The organism is Streptomyces sp. KL2 (assembly GCF_046529545.1).
In the GTDB taxonomy this organism is placed as follows: domain Bacteria; phylum Actinomycetota; class Actinomycetes; order Streptomycetales; family Streptomycetaceae; genus Streptomyces; species Streptomyces radiopugnans.
The window spans coordinates 894,535-911,038 of the sequence record NZ_CP127170.1 but is presented as its reverse complement, the minus strand read 5'-3'; the positions used below and the strand labels follow the sequence as shown (position 1 = coordinate 911,038).

Annotated in this window: 16 protein-coding genes; 14 read left to right on the top strand and 2 right to left on the bottom strand. The window is 73.9% G+C overall.

Going from position 1 to position 16,504, the window contains the following annotated elements; genetic code table 11:
• Positions 1-33: 33 nt before the first annotated feature.
• From QPK52_RS04175 to QPK52_RS04165, 3 genes are all read left to right on the top strand, one after another.
• Positions 34-906 (top strand): glycosyltransferase family 2 protein, encoded by an 873-nt coding sequence (locus tag QPK52_RS04175; RefSeq protein ID WP_410540188.1) that lies wholly within the window; start codon positions 34-36, stop codon positions 904-906.
• Positions 907-1,003: 97 nt separating this feature from the next.
• Positions 1,004-1,942: an ABC transporter permease gene (locus QPK52_RS04170; RefSeq protein WP_410535645.1), complete on the top strand. Its 939-nt coding sequence runs from the start codon at positions 1,004-1,006 to the stop codon at positions 1,940-1,942.
• Positions 1,929-2,762, top strand: coding sequence for an ABC transporter ATP-binding protein (locus tag QPK52_RS04165; protein ID WP_410535644.1), 834 nt, complete (start codon positions 1,929-1,931; stop codon positions 2,760-2,762). The genes QPK52_RS04170 and QPK52_RS04165 overlap by 14 nt, the downstream gene beginning before the upstream one ends.
• A gap of 90 nt (positions 2,763-2,852) precedes the next feature.
• Here QPK52_RS04165 and QPK52_RS04160 read toward each other — a convergent pair whose 3' ends face one another.
• Positions 2,853-5,069 (bottom strand): MMPL family transporter, encoded by a 2,217-nt coding sequence (locus QPK52_RS04160; RefSeq protein WP_410535643.1) that lies wholly within the window; start codon positions 5,067-5,069, stop codon positions 2,853-2,855.
• Between the two features lie 109 nt (positions 5,070-5,178).
• Between QPK52_RS04160 and QPK52_RS04155 the strand changes: the two genes are divergently transcribed.
• The 5 genes from QPK52_RS04155 to QPK52_RS04135 all read left to right on the top strand — a co-directional run bounded on the left by QPK52_RS04155 (position 5,179) and on the right by QPK52_RS04135 (position 10,542).
• Positions 5,179-5,838, top strand: a complete 660-nt coding sequence (locus QPK52_RS04155; RefSeq protein ID WP_410535642.1) for a TetR/AcrR family transcriptional regulator — start codon at positions 5,179-5,181, stop codon at positions 5,836-5,838.
• A 268-nt stretch (positions 5,839-6,106) separates the two neighbouring features.
• Entirely contained in the window at positions 6,107-7,030 is a 924-nt protein-coding gene (gene hpnC, locus QPK52_RS04150; RefSeq protein ID WP_410535641.1) for a squalene synthase HpnC, read from the top strand.
• Positions 7,031-7,035: 5 nt separating this feature from the next.
• Complete coding sequence (gene hpnD / locus QPK52_RS04145) at positions 7,036-8,007, top strand: presqualene diphosphate synthase HpnD (protein ID WP_410535640.1); 972 nt, start codon at positions 7,036-7,038, stop codon at positions 8,005-8,007.
• Positions 8,004-9,431, top strand: coding sequence for a hydroxysqualene dehydroxylase HpnE (gene hpnE, locus QPK52_RS04140; protein ID WP_410535639.1), 1,428 nt, complete (start codon positions 8,004-8,006; stop codon positions 9,429-9,431). Before hpnD ends, hpnE begins: the two co-directional genes overlap by 4 nt.
• Positions 9,432-9,459: 28 nt before the next feature.
• The gene (locus QPK52_RS04135) at positions 9,460-10,542 is read left to right on the top strand and encodes a polyprenyl synthetase family protein (protein ID WP_410535638.1); all 1,083 of its coding nucleotides are present in this window, start codon (positions 9,460-9,462) and stop codon (positions 10,540-10,542) included.
• An 81-nt stretch (positions 10,543-10,623) separates the two neighbouring features.
• Here the strand turns inward: QPK52_RS04135 and QPK52_RS04130 are convergent, their stop codons facing one another.
• Positions 10,624-11,418, bottom strand: coding sequence for a tyrosine-protein phosphatase (locus tag QPK52_RS04130; RefSeq protein ID WP_410535637.1), 795 nt, complete (start codon positions 11,416-11,418; stop codon positions 10,624-10,626).
• 236 nt (positions 11,419-11,654) lie between these two features.
• Between QPK52_RS04130 and QPK52_RS04125 the strand changes: the two genes are divergently transcribed.
• From QPK52_RS04125 to QPK52_RS04100, 6 genes are all read left to right on the top strand, one after another.
• Positions 11,655-12,296 (top strand): alpha-ketoglutarate-dependent dioxygenase AlkB family protein, encoded by a 642-nt coding sequence (locus tag QPK52_RS04125; protein ID WP_410535636.1) that lies wholly within the window; start codon positions 11,655-11,657, stop codon positions 12,294-12,296.
• 456 nt (positions 12,297-12,752) lie between these two features.
• The gene (locus tag QPK52_RS04120) at positions 12,753-14,459 is read left to right on the top strand and encodes a sensor histidine kinase (RefSeq protein ID WP_410535635.1); all 1,707 of its coding nucleotides are present in this window, start codon (positions 12,753-12,755) and stop codon (positions 14,457-14,459) included.
• Positions 14,460-14,499: 40 nt separating this feature from the next.
• Positions 14,500-14,916: a roadblock/LC7 domain-containing protein gene (locus QPK52_RS04115; RefSeq protein WP_410535634.1), complete on the top strand. Its 417-nt coding sequence runs from the start codon at positions 14,500-14,502 to the stop codon at positions 14,914-14,916.
• A 3-nt stretch (positions 14,917-14,919) separates the two neighbouring features.
• The gene (locus tag QPK52_RS04110; RefSeq protein WP_093656050.1) at positions 14,920-15,294 is read left to right on the top strand and encodes a DUF742 domain-containing protein; all 375 of its coding nucleotides are present in this window, start codon (positions 14,920-14,922) and stop codon (positions 15,292-15,294) included.
• A complete protein-coding gene (locus QPK52_RS04105) occupies positions 15,272-15,862 on the top strand; it encodes a GTP-binding protein (RefSeq protein WP_093656048.1) in 591 nt (196 codons plus the stop codon). Before QPK52_RS04110 ends, QPK52_RS04105 begins: the two co-directional genes overlap by 23 nt.
• A complete protein-coding gene (locus tag QPK52_RS04100) occupies positions 15,843-16,418 on the top strand; it encodes a GAF domain-containing protein (protein WP_410535633.1) in 576 nt (191 codons plus the stop codon). The genes QPK52_RS04105 and QPK52_RS04100 overlap by 20 nt, the downstream gene beginning before the upstream one ends.
• Positions 16,419-16,504 lie beyond the last annotated feature (86 nt).

Genomic DNA, 16,504 nt, shown 5'->3' with positions numbered 1-16,504 from the left:
ACGGAGGGCGCGGAGTCCGCATCCGGCAGGCCCCTGACGCTGGGCGCGGTCGTCCTCACCATGGGCAACCGCCCCGAGGAGCTGCGCGCCCTGCTGGACTCGGTCGCCAAGCAGGACGGCGACCCGGTCCAGGTCGTGGTCGTCGGCAACGGCGCCCCGCTGCCGGAGCTCCCGGAGGGGGTGCGGACGGTGGAGCTGCCGGAGAACCTGGGCATCCCCGGCGGCCGCAACGTCGGCATCGAGGCGTTCGGGCCCGGCGGGAGCGAGGTGGACGCCCTGCTCTTCCTCGACGACGACGGGCTGCTGCCGAACACCGACACCGCCGAGCTGGTCCGGCAGGCGTTCGCCGCCGACCCGGAGCTGGGCATCATCAGCTTCCGCATCGCCGACCCGGACACCGGGGCCACCCAGCGCCGCCACGTACCGCGGCTGCGCGCCTCGGACCCGATGCGCTCCTCGCGCGTGACGACCTTCCTCGGCGGCGCCACCGCCGTGCGCACGGCGGTCTTCCGGCAGGTCGGCGGGCTGCCGGACGAGTTCTTCTACGCGCACGAGGAGACCGACCTGGCCTGGCGGGCGCTGGACGCGGGATGGATGATCGACTACCGCGCGGACATGGTGCTCCACCACCCCACCACCCTCCCCAGCCGCCACGCGGTCTACCACCGCATGGTCGCCCGCAACCGCGTGTGGCTGGCCCGGCGCAACCTGCCGCTGCCGCTGATCCCCCTCTACCTGGGCGTATGGCTGCTGCTGACCCTCGCCCGGCGCCCCTCGCGCCCCGCTCTGCGCGCCTGGCTGGGCGGCTTCCGGGAGGGCTGGACGACCCCGTGCGGCCCCCGCCGTCCCATGAAGTGGCGTACGGTGTGGCGTCTGACCCGGCTGGGCCGCCCTCCCGTCATCTGACAAGCTCTGTCTGAGAGCATCGGGTCCGGTGACAGGGCCGGGCTCCCGCTGCGCTCATTCCATCCCGGCTGCGCACTGTGAGGACGAAAGTTTCAACGTGAGCGACACAACGCACGGCGGTGCGATCGTGACGAGCGAGCCCCCGCGTTCACCAGACGACGGCCTGTCCCCGGCCGAACTCGCCGCCAAGTACGGGCTGACGGTGAGCGGCGCCCGGCCCTCCCTGACGGAGTACGTCCGGCAGCTGTGGGCGCGGCGGCACTTCATCCTCGCCTTCTCCCGGGCCAAGCTGCACGCCCAGTACAGCCAGGCCAAGCTCGGCCAGGTGTGGCAGGTCCTGACGCCCCTGCTCAACGCGGCCGTCTACTACTTCATCTTCGGCCTGCTGCTCGGGGGACGCGGCGGCATGGATAACGACGAGTACATCCCGTTCCTGGTGACGGGGGTGTTCGTCTTCACCTTCACCCAGACCTCGGTGATGTCGGGCGTGCGGTCCATCTCGGGGAACCTGGGGCTGGTGCGGGCCCTGCACTTCCCGAGGGCCTCGCTGCCGATCTCCTTCTCCCTCCAGCAGCTCCAGCAACTGCTGTTCTCGATGATCGTCCTGGTCGTCATCCTGGTGGGCCTCGGGCACTACCCCGGTCCGCTGTGGCTGCTGGTGGTGCCGGCCCTGCTGCTGCAGTTCCTCTTCAACACCGGCCTGGCGATGACCATGGCCCGGCTGGGCAGCAGGACCCCCGACCTGGCCCAGCTGATGCCGTTCGTGCTGCGTACCTGGATGTACGCCTCCGGCGTGATGTTCCCGCTGGCCTACATGCTGGAGAAGGCGAACGCCCCGGGCTGGCTGGCCGGGGTGCTGGAAGCCAACCCGGCGGCGGTCTACATGGAGCTGATGCGCTACGCGCTGATCGACGGACCGCACCACCAGAGTCTGGACGGGCACGTGTGGCTGCTGGCCGCGGGCTGGGCCGTGGTCGTCGGCATCGGCGGGTTCGTGTACTTCTGGAAGGCGGAGGAGCGTTATGGCCGTGGCTGAGAAGAGCGCAGCCGCAGCGTCGGCGCACAAGGGCGAGGGGGCGGCGGAGGCCGCTCCCGTGGAACGGCGGCCGACCGTGATCGCCGACGACCTGCACATCGTCTACCGCGTCAACGGCGGTGGCCGGGGCCGGGGGAGCGCCACGGCGGCCCTCAGCCGCATCCTGCGCCGCAAGGCCCCGGCGGGCATGCGCGAGGTGCACGCGGTCAAGGGCGTCAGCTTCACCGCCTACCGCGGCGAGGCGATCGGGCTGATCGGGTCCAACGGCTCGGGCAAGTCCACGCTGCTGCGCGCCATCGCGGGTCTGCTGCCGGCCGAGCGCGGCAGGGTCTACACCGACGGCCAGCCCTCGCTGCTGGGCGTCAACGCCGCGCTGATGAACGACCTGACCGGCGAGCGCAACGTCATACTGGGCGGACTGGCGATGGGCATGTCCAAGGCCCAGATCCAGGAGCGCTACCAGGACATCGTGGACTTCTCCGGCATCAACGACAAGGGCGACTTCATCAGCCTGCCGATGCGGACGTACTCCTCCGGCATGGCGGCCCGGCTGCGGTTCTCCATCGCCGCGGCCAAGGACCACGACGTGCTGATGATCGACGAGGCGCTGGCGACGGGCGACAAGAAGTTCCAGAGGCGCTCGGAGGCCCGCATCCGCGAGCTGCGCCAGGAGGCCGGGACGGTCTTCCTGGTCAGCCACAACAACAAGTCCATCCGGGACACCTGCGACCGGGTGCTGTGGCTGGAGAGCGGCGAGCTGCGCATGGACGGCCCGACCGAGGAAGTGATGAAGGCGTACGAGGAGTTCACCCGCAAGTGACGCTCGTGCCGCCGAGCCCGGACGCGGACCGGCCCCGCCCCTGACAAGGGGCGGGGCCGGTCCGCGTCCGGGCGGTCCGCCGCAGGCCGGTCAGATTCCGGCGGGCTCACGCCGGGGCTCGGCGGGGGCCGCAGGGGGAGTGGCGGCCTCGGACAGCCCCACCCGGCCGTGCAGCCGGCGCAGGGCCTTCGGCGCGTACCAGGCGCCGCGGCCCAGCAGCCGCATCGCGGCCGGGACGAGCACACCGCGCACCGCGACTGCGTCGATCAGGATGGCCAGCCCGCTGCCGAGGCCGAACATCTGCATGAAGCTGATCTCGCTGGTGGTGAAGGCGAACAGGCTCACCGCCAGCAGGCCGGCGGCCATGGTGACGATCCGCCCGGTGCGCGACAGCCCGCGGGTGACGGCGGTCCCGGTGTCCTCGCCCGCGTCGTGCAGTTCCTTGATCCGGCTGGTCACGAAGACCTCGTAGTCCATCGACAGCCCGAAGACGATGCAGAACAGCAGCACGGTCATCGAGGTGTTCATCGGCATCGGGGTGAAGCCCAGCACCGAGGACAGGTTGCCCTCCTGGAAGATCCACACCATCGCGCCGATCGCGGCGGTGAGGCTGATGGTGTTGAGCACCAGCGCGCGCAGCGGCTGCACGATGCTGCCGGTGAACAGGAACAGCAGGGCGAAGGTGGTCAGCGCGACCCAGGCGATCGCGGCGGGCAGCCGGTCGCCGATGGCGGCCTTGGTGTCCACCAGCCGGGCGTCCGGGCCGCCGACCAGGGCCTCCACCCCGTCGGGGGCCGGCACCGCGCGGATGTCGCGCACCAGGTCCTCGGCCTCGCCGGACCCGGACTCCGGCTCGGTGGCGACGGTCAGCCGCTGGGCGTCGTCCCGGCCGAGCGCGGCGTTGACCGGACCGGGCGGGGCGGCCTCGCCGTCCTGGTAGGTGCCGGAGGAGGCCTGGACGCGGGTGACGCCGTCGATGCGGGAGACCGCGGTGGCGTAGGCGTCCAGCCCGGCGGCGTCCACCGGGCCGGTGGTGACGATCTGGACGGCCGAGGTGTCGTCGCGGCCGAAGTCCTCGTCGATGGCGGTGGCCACCTGGCGGCTGGGCGCGCTGTCGGGCAGTACCCGCTCGTCGGGGTTGCCGAAGGACACGCCCAGCAGCGGGCTCGCGGCGAGCAGCAGCACGGCCAGGACCGGCAGCGCGGTGAGTGCGGGGCGGCGCATCACCACCGAGGCCAGGCGGCCCCACACCGGCGCGTCGGGGCGCCGTACGGCTTCCGCCCAGGGCAGTCGGCCGCTGTTGACGCGGTGGCCCAGCACCACCAGCAGGGCGGGGACGACCACCAGCGCGCCGACCGCGGCGATCGCGACGACGCCGATCCCGGCGTAGGCGAAGGAGCGCAGGAAGAAGGGCGGGAAGAGCAGCAGTGCGGCGAGCGCGGCGACGACGGTGGCGGCGGAGAAGGCGATGGTGCGGCCCGCGGTGGCCACGGTGGTGCGCAGCGCCTCCGGTACGTCGTCGCCCTCGGTCAGCCGTTCGCGGAAGCGGCTGACCAGCAGCAGGCCGTAGTCGATGCCCAGGCCGAGACCGAGGGCGGTGGTGAGGTTGATCGAGAAGATCGAGACGTCGGTGATGCTGCCGAGCACGTAGAGCTCGGCGAAGGTGCCCATGACCGCGATCAGCCCGATGGCCAGCGGCAGGAGCGCGGCCACGACGCTGCCGAAGGCGATCACCAGCAGGATCAGGGTGATGGGGACGGCGATCGCCTCGGCGATGGCGAGGTCCTTGGAGATCTGGGAGGTGATGTCGCTGGCGACGGCCGCCTGGCCGCCGGTGCGCACGGTGACGGCGCCCCGGTCGCCGGACCACTTCTCGGAGAGCTCGCCGGCGCGGTCGGTGCGCTCGGTGTCGTCGCCCTCGATGTGGGCGAGGATCAGCGCCTGGCCGCCGTCGCGGGACGTGAGCGCGGAGCCGCCGGTGTCCCAGTAGGAGACCACACCGGACACGCCCGGCTCGTCCCTCAGCCCGTCGGCGATCTCCCGGCCCGCCCGCTCGGCGGCGGGGGAGTCCAGCCGGCCGCCGTCGTCCGCCCGTACCAGCAGGACGAGGTTGGTCTCGCCGCCGAACTTCTCGTCGATCAGCGCGGTGGCGCGGCTGGAAGGTGCGTCGGGGTCGTCGAAACCGCCGCTCTGGAGTTTGCCGAAGGCGCCGATGCCGACGGCCGCCATGGCCAGCACGGAGACGAGTGCGGCCACCAGCACCGTTCGGGGGCGGCGCAGTACCAGGTCGGCGATCCACGACAGCATGGTCTTCCCTCTCGCTCACTTGCGGGCGCGCGCCATAGGATGTTTACGGCGTTAACTTGGACTCTGGCAGAGGGATGTTAATGATGTCAACATCAGGCAGTATCGAATGATGCGGACCGAAGGCACCGGAAAGAGCGGCTACCACCACGGGGATCTGCGCAACGCGCTCATCGAGGCGGCGACGGACCTCGCACGCGACGGCGGGCCGGAAGCCGTCGTGCTGCGCGCCGCCGCCCGCAGGGTCGGGGTCTCGCCGACGGCCGCCTACCGCCACTTCACCGGTCAGGGCGACCTGCTGATGGCGGTCAAGGAGCAGGGGCAGCGGGGGCTCGCGGAGACGATGGAGCGGTCGGCCGGCGCCGGTGGCGGGTCGCCGAGTGCCGGAGATGCGGCCGAGGAGCGGGTCAGGGCGCTCGGTGCCGGCTACGTCGAGTTCGCGCTGGCCGAGCCCGGCCTGTTCCGCGCAGCCTTCTGCCGCACCCCCGAGACGCCGGACGGTGGCCACGGGTCCGGACCGGAGGAGGACCCGTCCCGCTGGATGTACCGCTCCTTCCGGCTGCTGGCCGAGGCCCTGGACGGGCTCGTCGCCACCGGCCGGATGCCCGCCGGACGGCGTCCCGGTGCCGAGATCACCGCCTGGGCGGCGGTGCACGGCCTGGCGGTCCTGCTGCTGGACGGGCCGCTGGGCCGGCTCGCGCCGGAGCAGCGCGACGCCTTCACCGCCGGTGCCCTGGCCACGGTCATCCGGGGCTTCACCGCGCCGGAGTGACCGTCGGCGACCCGCCCCGCCGGACCCGCGGCGAAGGATCCCCCCGGGCACGACGTAAGCTGAGCCGGTCCCGGCGGACGACGCACCGGGCGGTCCGGCACCCGGTCGGCCGAGTACCGGACCGAAGTCGGGGCATGCCCGAAATATGATGCTCCTGCAGCGGGCGGTGACCGGCGGCCACGGACGCGGACGACGAGGCGGTGCCGGTGCCCGGATGCTGTCGGTGGAAGGACGGAGAGGTGACGGCGATGGCAGCGGGCGGCCCCCGGTGACCCCTGCGCGGGACGCGCGGAGCCGCGCCGTCCTCGACAAGGCGGCGCGCGAGAACTTCCCCGTGGCCCCCCGCTTCCTGCCCCGGGCCTGGCGGGACGACCTGATGGCCGTGTACGGCTGCGTCCGCCTCCTGGACGACATCGGCGACGGCGACCTGCCGCCCGGCGGCGCCGACGCCGCGCTGCTGGGAGTGGACCCCGGCCGGGCCGGCGACCGCGGCGCCCTGCTGGACGCCTTCGAGACCGATCTGCACCGGGTCTTCCGCACCGCCCGGGACCCGGGCGCCGAGGGCCGGGACGTCCCCCGCCATCCCCTGCTGTACGCCCTGGTGCCGACCGTGCGCCGCCACGCGCTGACCCCCGAGCCGTTCCTCGCCCTGGTCGAGGCCAACCGGCTGGACCAGAAGGTCCGCCGGTACGGCACCTGGGAGGAGCTGCTGGGCTACTGCGAACTGTCCGCCAACCCCGTGGGGCGGCTCGTCCTGGCCGTCACCGGGACCACGACCCCCGAGCGCGTCCGCCGCTCCGACGCCGTCTGCACGGCGCTGCAGATCGTCGAGCACCTCCAGGACGTCGCCGAGGACCTCGCACTGCGCGACCGGGTCTACCTCCCCGCCGAGGACCTGGAGCGCTTCCGCGTCACCGAGGCCGATCTCGCCGCGCCCACCGCCAACGCCTCGGTGCGCGCCCTGGTCGCCTGGGAGGCGCGGCGCGCGCACGAACTGCTGAACGAAGGAGTCTCGCTGGTGGCCAGCGTCCCCGGCATACCGAAGATCCTCATCGCCGGATTCACCGGCGGCGGGCGGGCGGCCCTGCGCGCCCTGCGCTCCGCCCGGTACGACGTCCTGGGCGGAGCCCTGCGGCCCACCCCGGCCGGTGTGCTGCGCGAGACCGCGGCCGTCCTGGGGCGGGCGAGGTGAGCCCGGTGGAGAGGCGGACCGCGAACGCGGAGCGGGCCGCGCGGCAGGCGCCGCCCTCCCCGCAGGTCTTCGCCGCCTACCGCTACTGCGAGGCCGTCACCGGGCGGCAGGCGCGCAACTTCGCCTACGGCATCCGGCTGCTGCCCACCGCGCAGCGCCGGGCGATGTCAGCCCTGTACGCCTTCTCGCGGCGGGTGGACGACATCGGCGACGGCCCGCTGGAGACGGAGGTCAAGCGCGCCCGGCTGGAGGAGACCCGCGACCTGCTCGACCTCGTCCGCGCCGGAAAGGTCCCCGACGACGCCACCGACCCGGTCGCCGTCGCCCTGGCCGACGCCGCGGACCGCTTCCCGATCCCGCTGGGCGGGCTCGACGAGCTGATCGACGGAGTCCTGATGGACGTCCGGGGCCGCGCCTACGAGACCTGGGACGAGCTGAGGGAGTACTGCCGCTGCGTCGCCGGCGCCATCGGGAGGCTCTCCCTGGGGGTCTTCGGGACCGTGCCGGGCGCACCCGGCGCCGACCGCGCCCCCCACTACGCCGACACCCTCGGCCTCGCCCTGCAGCTGACCAACATCCTGCGCGACGTGCGCGAGGACGCCGCGGAGGGCCGCACCTACCTGCCCCGCGAGGATCTGGCCGCGTTCGGCTGCGACACCTCGCTGGACCGCCACGCGCCTCCCGCGGGAGGGGACTTCGCCGGGCTGGTGCGCTTCGAGGTGGGCCGCGCCCGCGCGCTGTTCGCCGAGGGGCTGCGGCTGCTGCCGCTGCTGGACCGCCGCTCGGCCGCCTGCGTGGCGGCCATGGCCGGGATCTACCACCGCCTGCTGGCCCGCATCGCCCGCGACCCGCACGCCGTACTGCGCGGCAGGGTCTCCCTGCCGGCGCGCGAGAAGGCGTACGTCGCCCTGCGCGGCCTGTCCGGGCTCGACGCCCGGCTGGCCGCCCGCACGGCCCCCGGGGAGAGCGCGACATGAGCGGCGCACCCGATCCGCGCGCCGTCGTCGTCGGAGGAGGGCTGGCGGGCACCGCCGCCGCACTGCGCCTGGCCGACGCCGGGGTGGCCACCACCCTGGTGGAGAGCAGGCCCCGGCTCGGCGGGCTCGCCTTCTCCTTCCGACGCTCCGGCGCGGCCGGCGAGCTGACCGTCGACAACGGCCACCACGTCCACCTGCGCTGCTGCACCGCCTACCGCTGGTTCCTGGAGCGCATCGGCGCGAGCGCGCTGGCCCCCCTCCAGCCCCGTCTGGACATCCCCGTCCACGACGCCGCGCGCGGCAGGACGGGGCGGCTGCGGCGCGCGGCCCTGCCCGCGCCGCTGCACCTGGGCCCTTCCCTGGCGCGCTACCCCCACCTCTCCCCGGCCGAGCGGCTGCGCGTGGGGCGGGCCGCCCTGGCGCTCGGGCGCCTGGGCAGGGTCGACCCCTCCGACCCCGCCCTGGACGCCCAGGACTTCGGGAGCTGGCTGCGCCGCCACGGCCAGTCGCCGCGCGCGGTACGGGCGCTGTGGGACCTCGTCGGCGTCGCCACCCTCAACGCCCGCGCACCGGACGTCTCGCTCGGGCTGGCCGCGATGGTCCTCACCACCGGCCTGCTCAGCGAACCCGGCGCGGCCGACATCGGCTGGTCGCGGGTCCCGCTGGGACACCTGCACGACACGCTCGCCGCCGCCGTGCTGGAGAAGGCGGGCGTACGCGTGGTCCGGCAGGGCCGGGCCCGGGAGCTGGCCCGGGAGCCGGACGGCGCCTGGCGGATCGCGGTGGACACCGGCGCACGCCGGACCGGCCGGACGCTGCGGGCCGGCACGGTCGTCCTCGCCGTCCCCCAGCGCGAGGCCCACCGGCTGCTCCCCGAGGGCGCACTGGAGGAGCCGGAGCGGCTGCTGCGCATCGGCGACGCGCCGATCCTCAACGTCCACGTGGTCTACGACCGCAAGGTGCTCCACCGACCCTTCCTCGCCGCGCTCGGCACCCCCGTGCAGTGGGTCTTCGACCGCACCGCCGCCTCCGGGCTGCGGGGCGAGCCGGGAGGGGCGGCGAGCCAGTACGTCGCGGTGTCCCAGTCCGCCGCGCAGGACGAGATCGACCTGCCGGTCGCCGCGCTGCGCGACCGCTACCTGCCCGAACTGGCCCGGCTGCTGCCCGCCGCCCGGGAGGCGAAGGTGCGCGACTTCTTCGTCACCCGCGAGCGCACCGCCACCTTCGCCCCCGTGCCCGGCGTCGGACGCCTGCGTCCCGCCGCCCGCACCGGGGCACCGGGGCTGTGGCTGGCCGGGGCGTGGACCGCCACCGGCTGGCCCGCGACGATGGAGGGCGCCGTGCGCAGCGGGCTGACCGCCGCCCGGGAAGCGCTGGCCGCCCTCGGCCGCCCGCACGACGACGTCTTCCAGGAGGCGGCGTGAGCACGACATCGAACGCAGAGGAGACCCCGTGACCCCGGCGACCCCGAGGACCCTGACGGACACAGCCGTCGACACCGCGAGCGTCATCGAGCTGCTGGAGCGCGGCCGCACCCTCGCCACGCCGATGCTGCGCGCCGCCGTGGCGCGGCTCGCGCCGCCCATGGACTCCGTCGCCGCCTACCACTTCGGCTGGATCGACGCACAGGGCAACCCGGCCCGCGGCGACGGCGGCAAGGCGGTGCGCCCGGCGCTGGCCCTGCTGTCGGCCGAGGCCGCGGGCGCCGAGCCCGCCACCGGCGTCCCCGGGGCGGTGGCGGTGGAGCTGGTCCACAACTTCTCCCTGCTCCACGACGACCTGATGGACGGCGACGAGCAGCGCCGCCACCGCGACACCGTGTGGAAGGTGCACGGCCCGGCGCAGGCCATCCTCGTCGGCGACGCCCTGTTCGCGCTGGCGGGCGAGGTGCTGCTGGAACTGGGCACCGCCGAGGCAGCGCGCGCCACCCGCCGCCTGACCCTGGCCACCCGCAAGCTCATCGACGGGCAGGCCCAGGACATCTCCTACGAGCACCGGGAGAAGGTCACCGTCGCCGAGTGCCTGGAGATGGAGGGCAACAAGACCGGAGCGCTGCTGGCCTGCGCCACCTCCATCGGCGCGGTCCTCGGCGGGGCGGACGAGGCCACCGCCGACGCCCTGGAGGCCTACGGCCACCACCTGGGCCTGGCCTTCCAGGCCGTCGACGACCTGCTGGGCATCTGGGGCGACCCGTCGGCGACCGGCAAGCTGCCCTGGAGCGACCTGCGGCAGCGCAAGAAGTCCCTGCCGGTGGTCGCCGCCCTGGCCGGGGGCGGACCGGCCGCCGAGCGGCTCGGGGAGCTGCTGGCCGCGGACGCCGCCAAGAGCCAGCGGGAGTTCGAGGACTTCAGCGAGGAGGAGTTCGCGACCCGCGCCGGGCTGATCGAGGAGGCGGGCGGCCGCGAGTGGACCTCCCAGGAGGCCCGCCGCCGGCACGCCACCGCCCTCGCCGCCCTGGACGGCGTGGACATGCCGGACCGGGTGCGCGAGCAGTTCGCCGCCCTCGCGGACTTCGTCGTCGTCCGCGAGGGCTGACCCCGACCGCGGAGGCCGGCCGGGTCCGTCCGCGGCCGGCCGGCGGGCGCCGCCGGAGCCGGGACGCCGGGGCTCCGGCGGTCAGAGCTCCAGGAGGCGGTCGCGCAGCCGCTCGCGCAGGCCGGGAGTGAGGCCGAGCCCCTCGGAGAGGTAGGGCTCCACCCCGCCCCAGGTCTCGGTGATGGTGTCGAACGCCGCGTGCAGATAGGCGGGGCGGACCTCGAAGAGGGGCGCGATCAGCTCTCTGACCTCGGGCGACATCCCGCCGCCCGCGTCGGGGGAGCGGTGGATCCGGTAGCGGCGGTGCGGGGCGTTGGACTCCAGGTAGTCCGCCTCGATCGCGTCCCGCTCCACGTCCAGAGCCAGCAGCGTCACCGCGATCGACAGCCCGGCCCGGTCCTTGCCCGCCGCGCAGTGCATCAGGGCGGGCACGCTCTCGCCGGCCAGCTCCCGCAGCAGCCGGCCGTGCTCGGAGGTGCGCTGCCGGACCATCATCCGGTACGAGGCCACCATCCGGGCCTCGGCCTGCCCCTCGCCGAGCAGGGACCGCAGCAGCGCCAGGTCGCCCTCGCGCACCATCGTCCAGAACTCGGCGCCCTCGGCCGGGTCCGACAGCGGGATGTTCACGTTGCGCACGCCCGGCAGCTCCACGTCCGGGCCCTCCAGGGCCTGGTCGGCGGAGTTGCGGAAGTCGAAGACCGTGTGCAGGCCGAGCCGGGCGAGGAAGGCGGCGTCCTCCTCGGTGGCGTGTGCCAGGTGCCCGCTGCGGTAGAGCACGCCCCGGCGCACCCGCCGGCCGTCGGTGGTGGGCAGACCGCCGACGTCGCGGAAGTTGCGCACCCCCGTCAGCACTGGCTCCACGGTTTCGGATGTCATGGACACTCCTTGTTCCGGCCTGACTCCGGCATTGCTCCGGCCTTGCTCTGGGCGACCGGGACGGCGGGGCCGGGGCGCCGCCCGCCGCACAGCCCCGCACCGGCCACTGCGACCCTACGGCATGGGGGTGTGGAAGGGCCGGGGCTGCGCCAGGATGGGGCGGAAGCGTGGAGATCCGGTGGAACTACGGTGCCGGATCCGGTGTCGATCTGGCGCCCGGAGGTGAGGTGGGAGGCGTGAACGACGCACTGTTCCGGCTCCCGGCGGTCGAGGTGGCGCCGGGCGCGGTGCACCTGCCCGGCCATCTGGACGCGGCCGCGCAGAGTGAGCTGCTGGACGCCTGCCGCGCCTGGGCCCGGCCGCCCGCCGGGCTGCGCACCGTGCGCATGCCCCGGGGCGGGGAGATGTCGGTGCGCCAGGTCGGTCTGGGCTGGCACTGGTACCCGTACGGCTACGCCCGCACCGCGGTGGACGGCGACGAGGCGCCGGTCAAGCCGTTCCCGGCCTGGCTGGGGCGGTGGGCGCGGCGGGCGGTGGAGGAGGCGTACGGGGACGGGCCCTGTGCGGTCCCGTACGAGATCGCGCTCGTCAACTTCTACGACGGAAAGGCCCGTATGGGGATGCACCGTGACAGCGACGAGCGATCCCGCGACCCCGTGGTCTCGTTCAGCCTCGGCGACACCTGCGTCTTCCGGTTCGGGAATCCGGACGGCCGTGGACGACCCTGGGCCGACGTCGAGTTGCGCAGCGGGGACGCCTTCGTGTTCGGAGGTCCCTCCAGACTGGCCTACCACGGCGTCCCACGCGTCCACCCGGGCACCGCGCCGCTTGGAACCGGACTGCGGGGGCGGGTTAACGTGACGGTCCGGGCACGGTAACTTGCCCCTGGCAAACGAGGGTTATGATCGTGCCGCCCTTCCCCACGGGGCGCGACGATGCTTTCACTCGTTGGGGGCTGGCGAAGGGTGGCGAATACGCCGACCTCGCCCGCGCCCCCGCTGGGTGACGATTAGCGTTGCGGCGGTGCCACGAGAGCCGGTGACGCACCGGCCCGCTGAGACGACCTCAACGTTCCGAGGACTGCGATGCCTGAGCCCCCGAGCCGCGCGGTGCAACAAGGAAGGGGAAGTTCCGCTCCCATGTCCGTCGCCTCCCCGCCTTCCGTGCCCTCTCCCCCCGGCCGCCCGGCCCCTCCCGCGTACGACGGTGCCCCGAGCGCCCCTTCCGTACCGGGAAGGCGCAGGAGGAAGCGGGGCGCGGGCGCGGCACACGACACGGGGCACCGCAGGGGCCCCGCCCGTGACACCGCCGCCGACACCGCGCTGCGGCGCCGCATGATCCGCCTCGCCGTCCTGCCCGCGGCCCTGGTCGCGGTCATCGCCGCGGCGGTCGTCGCCTATGTGCTGCGGGCGCTCGACGGTGTGCGGGACGGGGTGTCCGCAGGGCCCGACGGCGCCACCGTCTGGGGCGTGCTCGGCGGCGCGCTGCTGCTCGGCTGCGCCGTGGTGGTCGGTGCCGCGCTCTCCGCCTCCTCCGAGGCGCGTTCCACCGCCGAGCGCCACGCCCGGCTGCGGCAGGGCGCGGCCCACAGCCAGGGTGAACTCCAGTCGATGCTCCGCCGGCTGGAGAAGGGCGAGTGGCTGCGGCCGCCCGTGCACGGCCCGCTGCCCGAGCCGGAGGACGACTCGCTCGGCCTCGTGGTCCACGATGTCAGCCAGGCCCAGCGCGCCGCCGAACTGGCTCTGGTCCAGGCGGTCGCGCTGGTGCGCAGCAACGCCAGCGGCAGCGAGGAGAAGGTCGAGGTCTTCGTCAACCTCGCCCGCAGGCTCCAGTCCCTGGTGCACCGCGAGATCGAGCTGCTGGACGAGCTGGAGAACGAGGTCGAGGACCCGGACCTGCTCAAGGGCCTCTTCCACGTCGACCACCTGGCCACCCGCATCCGGCGGCACGCGGAGAACCTCGCCGTCCTCGGCGGCGCGGTCTCCCGCCGGCAGTGGAGCCGCCCGGTCACCATGACCGAGGTGCTGCGCTCGGCCATCGCCGAGGTCGAGCAGTACTCCCGGGTCAAGCTGGTGCCGCCGATCGAGGGCACCCTGCGCGGCCACGCCGTCGCCGACGTCATCCACCTGCTCGCCGAACTGGTCGAGAACGCCACGGTGTTCTCCGCCCCCAACACCCAGGTCCTGCTGCGCGCCCAGCGCGTCACCGCGGGTCTGGCCGTCGAGGTCGAGGACCGCGGACTGGGCATGACGGCCGCCGAGCAGCACCGGATGAACGGGCTGCTGGCCGACCCCGACGGGATCGACGTCGCCGAACTGCTGCAGGACGGCCGCATCGGGCTCTTCGTGGTCTCCTCGCTCGCCCGGCGGCACGGCATCACCGTGCAGCTGCAGACCAACATCTACGGCGGCACCCAGGCGGTGCTCGTCGTGCCGGACGCGGTCCTGGGCGACGAGGGCGAGGAGGCGCAGCGGCGTGCCGCGGCGGAGGCGGAGGCGGGCGGACACCGGCCGCTGCCGCCCGAGACTCCCCGTCAGGAGGCCCCCCGTCAGGAGGCGCCTCGTCAGGACGCGCCCCGTCAGCAGTCCTACGCACAGCAGTCCTACGGGCAGCAGGACCACGGGCAGCACGCCTACGGGCAGCAGATGTACGAGCAGGAGGCCGCCCGGCCCCTGCCCCACACCGCCCCCGCGGCGCCTTCGGAGTACGGCCCGGCCCAGCCCCGGCCCCACTACCAGCATTCCGCGGCGGAGCCCGCCGCTCCCGCCGCGCAGTCCGCGTCCGCATCCCGGGCCGTACCGGCACCGCCGTTCCCGGAGAGCCACGGCGGGCCGGAGGGCGCGGCGGGCGGCGACCGTCCGCAGCTCCCGCGCCGCCGCCGCCAGGAGCACCTCGTTCCCGAACTGCGCCAGTCTCCGCGGGCCCCGGGGGCGTCGGGCGAGCCCGAGGCCGAGCACACTCCCGGCCTGATGGCCGCCTTCCGCCGGGGCGCCAGCCTCGCGGAGGGAACCGACGACAACACCCCCAGCCAGCCAAGCTAGTCCCGCGCACGGCTCTCACCCCAAGGAGAAGAACGCGATCATGGTGAGCGATGCCCCCATCGGCCAGACGACCGACCTGTCCTGGCTGCTGACCGGTCTCGTCCAGCGCGTCCCGAACACCCGCAGCGCACTGCTGCTGTCCTCAGACGGCCTGGTGAAGGCTGCTCACGGACTGGACACCGACACCGCCGACCACCTGGCGGCGCTGGCCTCGGGCCTGTACTCGCTGGCCCGCAGCGCCGGCATCCGCTTCGGCAGCGGAGGAGAGGTGCGGCAGGTGGTGGTCGAACTCGACACCGCGCTGCTGTTCGTCTCGACCGCGGGCTCCGGCGCGTGCCTGGCCGTCCTCGCCGAGAGCGAGGCGGACGCGGCCGTACTCGGATACGAGATGGCGATGCTGGTCAAGAGCGTCCGCCCGTATCTGGCCACACCGGCGCGGCAGCCGGCGGGGCACTGACGGATGCCGGAACCCGAGGAGAACTTGTGGTTGGACGACGCGGCCGGACGTCTGGTCCGGCCGTACACCGTCAGCAACGGACGGACGCGGCCGACGGCCGACTTCAACCTGCTGACGATGGTGCGGTCCACCGGGACCAAGCCGCAGAGCTATCTGGGACCCGACCACGCCCAGGTGCTGAGTTTGTGCGACGGGCCGATGACCGTCGCCGAGATCGCCGCCCATGTGCGGCTGCCCGCCGTGGTGACCAAGGTGCTGCTCTCCGACCTGGTGGACTGCGGCGCGGTGACCACACGGGCCCCCATGCAGATGGGGGCGGACCCGACCGACCGAGAACTGCTGGAGGCGGTGCTGCATGGACTCCGTAAACGACTCTGATCCGTTTCCGACCGCCCTGAAGATCCTGATCGCGGGCGGGTTCGGGGTCGGCAAGACGACCTTCGTGGGAGCCGTCAGCGAGATCGAGCCGTTGAGCACGGAGGAGCTGCTCACCCAGGTCAGCGCCGCCACGGACAGCCTGGAGGGGGTGGAGGACAAGACGACCACCACCGTCGCGATGGACTTCGGGCGGATCACCCTCAGCGCCCGGCATGTGCTCTACCTGTTCGGCACCCCCGGTCAGGAGCGCTTCTGGTTCATGTGGGACGAGTTGTCCAGCGGCGCGCTCGGCGCCGTGGTGCTCGCCGACACCCGGCGCCTGGACCAGTGCTTCGCGGCCGTGGACTACTTCGAGCGGCGCGGCATGGGGTTCATCGTCGCGGTCAACGAGTTCGACGGCGCCCACCGCTACCACCCCGACGAGGTCCGGGTCGCCCTCGACCTCAAGCCCGAGGTGCCGGTGGTGATGTGCGACGCGCGGCACGCCAGTTCCGGCACGCAGGTCCTCGTATCCCTTGTCCAGCACCTGATCGACTCAAGGAGTGGCCATGTCCCCCACGTCGTATGACCCCACCAGCCACCTGCTCCTCACGCCCCAGGACAGCGAAGCCCCGGCGCGGGTGACGCGGTTGCGCGAGCTGGGCATCGGGGACGCCCCCATCCCGGAGTTCGACGACTTCGCCCGCAGGCTGGCGCAGACCACCGGCGCCCCCTACGCGATGGTCAACTTCATAGACGAGCACCGCCAGTACTTCGCGGGCCTGTACGCGCCGGGCTCCGACCGGGCCGTGGAGCTGGGGCCGGCGCAGACCTCCTCCCCGCAGGTCGGCCGGGTGATGGCCCGCGACCACGGCTACTGCCCGCACGTCGTGGTGCGGCGCAAGGCCCTGGTCCTGGAGGACGTCTGCGACTACCCCCGCTTCGCCGGGAACCCGGTCGTGGACGAGATCGGCATCCGCTCCTACCTGGGCGCTCCGCTCATCGACCGCACCGGCACGGCGCTCGGGACGGTCTGCGTGGTGGCGCAGGAGCCCCGCCCGTGGGGCCGCCAGGGTCTGGAGACCATCAAGTCGATGGCCGCCGAGCTGGTGGACGAGATCCACCGCCGGGAGCAGGGCGCCTGAGCGGCGTCCGTTCCGTGAGTGCTCCGGCACCCACGGAACGGATCCGCCCGGCGGTCCGGCGGCTGCTCGGCGGTCCGGCGCCCGGG